The organism is Vibrio sp. 1562 (assembly GCF_033340155.1).
Classification (GTDB): domain Bacteria; phylum Pseudomonadota; class Gammaproteobacteria; order Enterobacterales; family Vibrionaceae; genus Vibrio; species Vibrio alginolyticus.
This window is the reverse complement of sequence record NZ_JAWOVY010000044.1, coordinates 1-8,755: the sequence shown is the minus strand read 5'-3', so window position 1 is coordinate 8,755 and position 8,755 is coordinate 1. Positions and strand designations below refer to the sequence as shown.

Annotated in this window: 7 protein-coding genes; all 7 read right to left on the bottom strand. The window is 49.9% G+C overall.

Annotated features, from left to right (window positions below; all coding sequences use genetic code 11):
• On the bottom strand, positions 1–2,984 hold a 2,984-nt coding region (traN, locus tag R7Z49_RS22535; RefSeq protein WP_318112074.1), incomplete at its 3' end, for a conjugal transfer protein TraN.
• 2 nt (positions 2,985–2,986) lie between these two features.
• Positions 2,987–4,015, bottom strand: coding sequence for a TraU family protein (locus tag R7Z49_RS22530; RefSeq protein ID WP_048608535.1), 1,029 nt, complete (start codon positions 4,013–4,015; stop codon positions 2,987–2,989).
• Positions 3,999–5,123, bottom strand: a complete 1,125-nt coding sequence (locus R7Z49_RS22525; RefSeq protein WP_276434607.1) for a TrbC family F-type conjugative pilus assembly protein — start codon at positions 5,121–5,123, stop codon at positions 3,999–4,001. The genes R7Z49_RS22530 and R7Z49_RS22525 overlap by 17 nt, the downstream gene beginning before the upstream one ends.
• Positions 5,124–5,133: 10 nt before the next feature.
• Positions 5,134–5,646: a S26 family signal peptidase gene (locus R7Z49_RS22520; protein WP_172689549.1), complete on the bottom strand. Its 513-nt coding sequence runs from the start codon at positions 5,644–5,646 to the stop codon at positions 5,134–5,136.
• Positions 5,630–5,977, bottom strand: coding sequence for a hypothetical protein (locus tag R7Z49_RS22515; protein WP_048608540.1), 348 nt, complete (start codon positions 5,975–5,977; stop codon positions 5,630–5,632). The genes R7Z49_RS22520 and R7Z49_RS22515 overlap by 17 nt, the downstream gene beginning before the upstream one ends.
• Positions 5,970–8,369 carry a type IV secretion system protein TraC gene (gene traC, locus R7Z49_RS22510; protein ID WP_048608542.1) on the bottom strand — a complete coding sequence of 800 codons (2,400 nt, stop codon included), beginning with the start codon at positions 8,367–8,369 and terminating at the stop codon, positions 5,970–5,972. Before traC ends, R7Z49_RS22515 begins: the two co-directional genes overlap by 8 nt.
• Positions 8,369–8,755 (bottom strand): DsbC family protein (locus tag R7Z49_RS22505; RefSeq protein ID WP_318112072.1); only part of this gene is annotated, 387 nt, incomplete at its 5' end. The genes traC and R7Z49_RS22505, both read right to left, overlap by 1 nt.

Genomic DNA, 8,755 nt, shown 5'->3' with positions numbered 1-8,755 from the left:
TGCTCCGCTCCCGCGCCAGCAGCCGTTGATGGCCCAGCCCCCATGAGAGAGTCCCATGCAGACACAAAAGGCTCTTTAACCGCACTCCAGGTACTGGTGATTGGTTCCCTGAGCGTATTCCACGAACCATAGATTGCCGAAGACGGATTCATGGCCATGACTGCCGTATCAAGCTTGTTGACCGCAACTATCATCGTGATGTAATCCGATAGCGACACGCCACTTGGCTTTTCACAGCAATCCACTATGCCGCCAACGGCTTTTTTGCACTGGCCAGCATTACCTTTAAAGACCGTACACTCGACGTTATCTTGGCCATCAGCTCCTGTGCATGACATATCATTGGTCATAAACTGCGCCGCATTAAGCATCGCAGCGGCCTCTGCAAAGTTAGCCTGCTTGATTGACTCTGGCTCTAAACAATCTGTGCCCATACAGCGAACTGGCCCCTCACAGTTGTATTGAGTTTCCATTCGAGCGTTTTGCACTTCAACGCTTTGTCCGCAGTCATACACCAAACTTTGGATATAACAGAAGCCTTCATGACCAGCCCCGCCCTCAGTACATTCGGTTCTGACGTACTGGCAGGCCGGATTTTGCTCTAGCGCGGCACACGTATTGGTGGTCGTGTTTTGTCCGTTATTGACGATGGTTTGTGTATTACCATTGGCATCTACCCAGCTATCTGAGCTGCCCATGTTGAACTCTGGGTGAGCAGTCGAGGCATTATAGGTCGCTTTTGCCCTCCAGCATGAGAGCCCCAGTCCATCAGAGCTGCCACGACTGGTTAAATGAGCAGGAGACGAAACAACCGCTGGATAAAGGCTTCCAAGATTGGCCAACTCGCCACTACCAACCGTTAACCCGTCGATTCGTTTTGTGCTCGTATCCAAACACTGCCACTGCACCGCAGTAAACTGATCCGTTTGCATCAAGCATTGGTCTATGCCCGGATCACTTGATTGATGAACAACGTTTTGCTCTAAGTATTTGCCAGAGAAGGTCAAGGAAGCACTCAGTTTCGCAGGAGCCAAACACTTCTGAACTTCTCGGCTGCAAGTATCGAAATCGACTTTGTTCCAGCCGGACTCACATCTGGAACGCGTGACTTCCTGGGGTTCATGCCACGAAATAATCGACCCATTAACGACCTTGCTGCACAATGAGCCAACCAAGGTTCCTTTTGGACAGGTCATTTCAGGGTACTTAATGGACGGTTTCGTCTCAGTCACCGTTTCCTTATTGCCCGTCAGTGAGAGTGTCGTTTTCCAACCATTTGCCTTGGATGGCGACTCGGTGATTTTTATCTCAGTATTTTGATTATCAAAAATCCTCAGTGTCGCGTTTCCAGTTTGCATTGTACTGCTGTGCTGTGGAACAAAGCTGAGCGTTTCAGAGCTAAAGCAACCGCGCTCAATGGACCAGCTTTGTTGATGTGTTTCGGCGGATACACGTCGCTCTAACTGACACTGAGTAAGCGTGCTGATCTTCTCGCACACCTGGTAATCGGGTACATGCTTGGTTTCAGTAAATGGCGTGATCGTCTGAGTAGGCTCACAGGCTTCAAAACTACTCGGCATAAGATTGGATACCACACACTTTGGATCGCTGGTTTGCAATCCACAGTCATAGGTATCGGTAAAACGAGTGCATTCACCTTTATCATTGGTCTCGGCACATTCTGACGACATGAATCCACAGGAAGGATTCGCTTCAAGCACTTGGCAGGCCTGATTTTCAATCCCTTTATAGCTTTCATCATCCACACTCACTTGCACACGACGACACAAAGGCGATATGCCAGCCACTGGGCTTGGGGCAAAATAGGACTCACAAACTGAAACACCATTGACCACCGTACATCCGTTGGTTGAAGAAGGCTGATCCGTGCATTGAATGCTGTAGTCTGAAAACTTCGTCGGGATATCCGCTGCTTGTTCGATACAGGATTGTGGCGACCAACTATCATTCATCACCACCTTGGTTGGATCAAAGCGCACCTTGATGCGTGCATACCCCTCACCACTACCCGTAACCGATACGCGAATTTTTACCGGCACTTCTAAACCGGGTTCTACCGCTTTTAGCCTGGCAGTGAGATCGGTATTTGGATTGCGCTCCCAACTGGTACTGAGCTCGCAGCGACCTGACGTTTCTGGTGGAAAGTTATTGTTCGGCCCAGACCAGACTTTCTGATCGCCAAGCCAAACTTGCATGTAGTCATCCCATTTAGCGTACTCAAGAACGGCTGAGGTAATCGCATCGGGGTTCACGACTTTGAGTGTGATGGCCTGTTCAAACACTTTACAACGGCCACTCCAGTAGTTGTCGCCAATTCGTCCAATCCAAACTTCAAGACACCCCTCACCACAAGAGCGAAGGTTCATCGGTCCAGAAACATGCTCAATAATGCCTGCCGTGTAATCGTGAGTAATCGTGCAGCTGTTAACCGCTGTATTGAGCCTGTCACATTGCTGGTAATTTGGGCTGCCTTCACCTTGAGACTCACAGCCGGGGAAGCTTTGGGTTAATAGATTGGGGTCAGTTTGAACCGCATCAGTTAATGCCCAAAGCGGATCATTGACCATATCTGGCCGAGACCTGTCTTTGATTTGCTGTAGCGAACGAAATGCTTGACCCGTAGCGCCACTTTCGGATGCCATGCTCTCTTGGCGCTGTGTCCCCAATTGATTCATGCTGGCATCAGAGCCATAAACGCCCGTTAAGACATCCAATGAGCCCTGATCCATACCAGGGAAAAGCTCTTGCAAGTTAATGGACTCATTACCACTGCCATTCGGCACCGACAATGTATTGCCATTGAGTGCGGGCATCGTCCAGTTTTGCAGCAATTGCTTACCTTCTTGTTGTCCGCTTAGGCCGGATTGGCGCTGCACATCAGCGGCCACACCATGTAAGGGCAGGCACGCCATAGTGATTGATAAAATACCCGCTAACACTCGGGTAAAAAGTGTTGGTTTCATGGTTAACCTCCCGAGTTACAGCAGTCTTGCCAGCGCCACAAAATGTAGAGCGCATCTTCACCGGCACCGGGGATCGTTCGCCACTCTCCCCATTTCATGGTGCTTTCACCGATGACATGCGCACTTTCAGTTTCCGGTACAGGGAAGAACATACTCATCTTGTATTGGGATTTCGGCAGCATGGGTTCGATAACAGGTCGGCATAGCGCACTGTTCCCCATTGTTCGCCTAGCAAGACCACGCCTGTGTTGAGCCGCGATTGCACGCGCCGCTAAATGGCTGGTGTTTTCTGCTAATGAGCCAAAGGCTAAGGTGTGGCCAGATAACGGGTAGAGATGGCCCCAACTGCCAGCACACCAAAACAACTGATCGATGGGTTTACCAAGCGTTGATGAAGCAGCGTCAGCGGTACAAGCCGAAATAGCCAATGGATTAGCAACAGCAGCCGCTTCAGGCTGAGTAAAAAAGGCCAGTTCATCGTTAAGCCATGTTGGGTCCAATTCCGACAAATACATCAAGTCAAAGTCCATGTAACCATCGGCATTGCAATTGCCATCCATGAACAAATCAAGCATGACCAAAAGCGGAAAGGCGTAATAATGGTAATGGTAGAACGCAAGATCGCCGGTATCGTATTCACCTTCACCATGACCACCTTGCAGTCGTCTATCACCTAACGGTAAACGGATCCCTCCCATGGAAGGCGAACAACCCGGCGTTCTGACCAATTCAATCAGACGCGCTGGCTCCCACATGCTGGTAACAATACCTGGCCTTGGCACGCCTAAGTTGTCTTCACACAAGCAAAATGACTTGTTTGATGCGCCGCTTGGGACATTGCCAGAGCCAAGAGGAAGACCGGCAACCCGGATAGGAAAAATGCATGACCAGCAAACATCCGTCAGCAACTTGCCAGACAATAAACCCGCGTCTGGGCAGGTCAGTTCGGCTTTTGCAGGAATAGATGCGCCCAGGACAAGCATGACAACGAGAGTCCGCATCAGACGATACGTATTATTGAGCTTTTGCATGAACAAGCTCCTTTGCTGGAATTTCTTCTATTTCAAACGCGAGCCCCTTTGCTTGAACAAACGACGGGGTGACTTGCAAATCAAAGCGCTGCTTTAGCGAGGCATTGAGAAGGTAAACCGGACTGTCCAATGTCTTTTCGAGCGCATTGAGGCTATTCCAACCTTGAGCACGGTCGAGCTGCGTGGTGATAAGCGTAATGCGGCGCAGTGTCCTATCTTGGCCCTCAAGCCAATGCGAAACTGCGTCCACTTCTTCAGCGTCCGACGCATTAAACACCACAAGCTGCTGAGTAAATGGCAAGGCTTTGAGCGGGTTAATACGCGTTCCTGCTGGGATCAATGTTCGGCCATTGGCATCCAATAGTGGCCGCTTCATGACGATGGTTGGATCAACCATTCTTATCCGATACTGCGTGGCTTTGGGTAAGTCAGTGAAAGTTTGGCGAGACCAGAAACGCTCAATGGCTTTTTTCTTTAACGCGCCCAGGTCAAGCGACTGTAAACGCTGCATCGCCACTTGCATCAAATCCGGTTCTAAAATGGAATGAATCGGACCGCGTTGACCCAAAGATCCGGTATTGCCTGTTTCAATTTGACGTTGCAACCAGTCCTTGCTGTAAACCCCTAGTGCACTTGCAGTCACCTTGTTATCTTCTATGCGGAAAATGGCAGGCACGCTAGTCACCCGCCAGTGCACAAAGGCTTTCGGATCGATTCGAACCTGAGGAACAGGATCAAGTCCCGCCATCAGGGTATGCCAATCACGGATAGCCGCCCCCAAGGTCTTTCCTTCAGGAATTCCCCGAAACAACACAATAGCGCCGGTAGCACTGGCCTCTTTAAATAGCTGCATCAGTGAGGAATCCCCCAGTGAGGACGACGCAAATATCAACCATTCATCGTTGTGTTTGAGCGACTTAGGTTGTTCAATCGGTGAAAAAGGCTCGATAAATTCAGATGAACCATCCACAGCACTTTGTAAAATGCTGCGGCTCATTTCGACGATCTTTTTGTCCTCGTCAGACAACGGATAAGGCTCTTGTGCCCAGGACACTTGACTAAAAGCCAATGGCGCAACCAACAAAAATAAGAGGCATAGTCTTCTCATCTTCCACCTCCTACCAAAGCGGCCAAGCGCGACCAACAATCTGCTCGCGCTTAACGGCATTCCAATAGCGGGAGTCGAAACTCGTAGCAGCCTCGCCGGAAAACCAATATTCGTTTTCTTGCAGCGTCAATGAGCGGCTAAATTCTGTTTCAGCCACACCAAGACGCTGGGCTAATGCCATGCCGGTTGAGACTTCAGCACCGTTCACCAGCACATGCTCAGGCGTCACATTGACTTCATCCCCAGGCATCCCTGTTAGGCGTTTCAACATACGAGTACCGTCGTTATATAACGGAGCGAGTCCTTTTGAGTGGAAGGCATACAAACCATCCTTAACGGGCTCTTTATTCCATAGGTCAATCAGATACACCGTGGTATCAGGCAGGCAGCGCTCTTGCTGGGTATCAATCCCTATTCGGTAGCGCATCATGGCGTAGGTGCCTACCAAGGCCATGATTAACGCAAGAATGGTCAAACGGATGAGATATGGCCGCCAAGGCATTCTTTTACGGAGTATCTGCATGAGACACCTCCTTTGATCCTACTGGCACGAATACAGAATCATCTGCACCCACCACCGCTTGGGCATCCAGCACGATAAAACCGGCTGCTTTTAGCTTTTCAATTTGCTGATTGGTCTGAAGCAACCTGGATTCGATGTCTTGTTCGCTGGCATTGGGGCCAAGTGACAACACCGCCTCCCCAAAATCCACGACAGCAATGGGCGTACTTAACGCCAACTGGCTGTGGATGGGGTCGAGTGTTTTCATTAAGAGCCAGCTGGTCATTAAACCGCTACCAGCAATAGACAAAGTAATAGAAGCCATAAATGGCCAAAGCGTGGTCTTATTCATAGCCTCGCTCCTTTAACAACTGGGAGATGGCATCAGCAACAGAAAGGCCTTTGCGCGTTAACTGCTTAATCGCGTTTACATCTTCTGCACGGGAAGAGTACAACAGCTTGTGAAACGGATCGACGATGAGGCGGCCAATCCCGGTGCCCATCTCGGTAATAAAGAAAATTTCGGAATAGACACCCGTGACGGTATGAACGGTTTTCAGGTACTCATAACCGCCTTCACCGAGTGGCAAGCGGCCTTCTTTTTTGAGCGCGTTGATGGTTTCAGCTTTTTGGCCAAGCAGGTACATATTGGCCGAGTTTTCAGCGATGGCTTTACCTGTAGGGCTGTCATACAAATCGTTGACCGACTGCGTTACCGTTACAGCACTGCCGCCATATTTTCGAAATCGACGGTAACCGGTCTCGATGAACTTACCGACATCACCTTGAGTCAGCAGATCCCAGGCTTCGTCGATGAACACAATCTTGCGACGATCCCGCTCACCTAAATACATCTCTTGTTGGATTTGGTAGATAAGCTGAAGCAACACCACTTGTTGTAGATGCTTACGCCCCTTTAGCTCTTCTAACTCCAGAACGGTGAAACGGTTTTTGAAGCGAATATTGTTGTGGCCATTAAAGAAGCGGCCATATTCGCCTTGTGTCGTAAACGGATAGAGCTGTTCACCCACGTCTTGCACACGACGGTCATCGTGATTTTTCAAAGCCTCTGCCACATCATCAACCAACATGGCACGACCTTTTTTCTCCCACAGTTCACGGGTCTGACGCTTTAGGTTGGCCATCTGAAAATCGGTTAATGACTGCGTAGGTGCGGCCATTGCGGCCAATAACCCAACTAGTACATCCGCTTCTTCGTCATAGTCCTCAACGATTTCAAACGGATTTAAGCAAATGCCACTGTCCCGCCCGAACTGTAAGAACTCACCGTCATAGACTTCACACAGCTTTTCATAGGAGCGGCCAACATCAATCACCCAGCATTGCCCACCTTCAGATAAGTAGGAGGAGATGATTTCGTTCACCAGGAATGACTTGCCCGACCCAGATTGCGCCGCGATGCAACAGTTGTAATTACTGCCCGAGTCATAAAGAGACACACTCATGATCTGGCCATTACGGGAAACAAAGTTAATCACTGGCGTGCCTGTACCTTTCCAATCCGCAAACAAAGGCAACAGAGGGATCACATGCCGTGTCGCCATGGTCTTGAATCGAAACAAGTCGTTCATCGCCTGGCGGTCAGCACCAAATGGCAAGGCATTCAGAAAAATGGGCAAACAGAAGTACTTGTCTTCCATCAGCTCAAATCCGAGTTCTTTGAAATAAGTTCGAGCATTTGAAACAGAGCTGATGGACGCTTCTTCAGTTGGTGAAAACAGCGTTAAGGTCATGTTTGCCCGAATAGGACGATCACCTTCTTGCAAGGCTTCAAAAAGAACATCAAATCCCTTTTTCTTGGCTGCAAGCACCGGCACAAACTTGAGCATCGGGCCATAGGCCTGATTGACCGCCCATTGACGCTTCGTCTCTAAACGAGATCGCATCGCCTCAGCTGAAGGAAAGTGAATGGTGACATTCAGCAAAAAGCTTCCGCGTAAACCGCGACTGCCCGTCATCATATCGCCCGCAAAACTTGCGGCATGACCAAACCAGATCCGCTCAGGCAAGCGCTTAAACGATAAGGTTTTAACTCGGTAATCACCCAGCATCAGACCTTGGCTATCCACCTTGATAGCCCGGTCATAATCCAACACTTGCTCTCGAAGTGGTTTATCTGCCTCACTTCGAATTGGAGATGGATTACGCCAAGAAGCATCTTTCCCCCAGTTAAGCTGCGCACTTAATGCCGCGAGCCAGTTCCGGTCAGTCATCTCAGTAACGCGAAAACCAACCGTTGTCAGCGCCTGCGAGAAAGAAGCCCGAAGCGCGGATGTTCGACTCAACTCACGCTCCGTCGGTATAGGACTTTCCAGAGGCAATTTGCAGGTGACGATCAGTTGAAAGTTGCGTACCTGAGTCTGGGTCGATTCTTCTATCGGTTGAACCGTGCCGCCATCGAGGAAATCCGCACGTTTGCGTATCGACGCCCTGAGCAATGGATCGGATTGACGATGCCGCAAGCCCATCATGAGCTGAAGGTCGGTTTGAATATCAGGCGAGGCGTACAGGCCAAATTGCAGCAAAGTGTCTTTTGGCCAGTCGTTGTTAAGTAGAACATTAACCCTGTCTGCAACAGACTCATCACCACCCGGCAATGGGTCACATAGAAAACCAAAGCCAACACTCTGGTCTTCCATGAAAAACAGTTGCTCATCGTCGGAATAGGCCAATACTGGCAACAGCTCTGAAGCGCGTTGCCCTGAATACAGAGAGGCTTTCATTAACGCCCCTCCAACCAAGCAGAAAGATCATAAGGACGGCCTCGGCTGATGCGACCATCATTGGCGACGATGAAAGGTACACCTTGAATGCCCAGAATTTGAGCCGTCACCAAGGTACGCTGCATTGGCTCCAAGTTGCAGGCATCATCCTGTTCTAGGTTACCAATCCGGCCATTGAGCAATGCATCGGTGGCCGCTTTCTTATCACGCGCACAGCCAAGTTGGCGAACCTGACGCTCTGAATCTGGACCAAGCACTGGCACAGGGAGTATTTGGAAGGTGTATTCTTTGGTTAACGGTAAGGCTTGCTTCAAAAGCTCATGGCAGTGCGGGCATCGTGGATCAACAAAGACCACCACTTTCTTTTTGCCTTCGCCCAGCGTCAG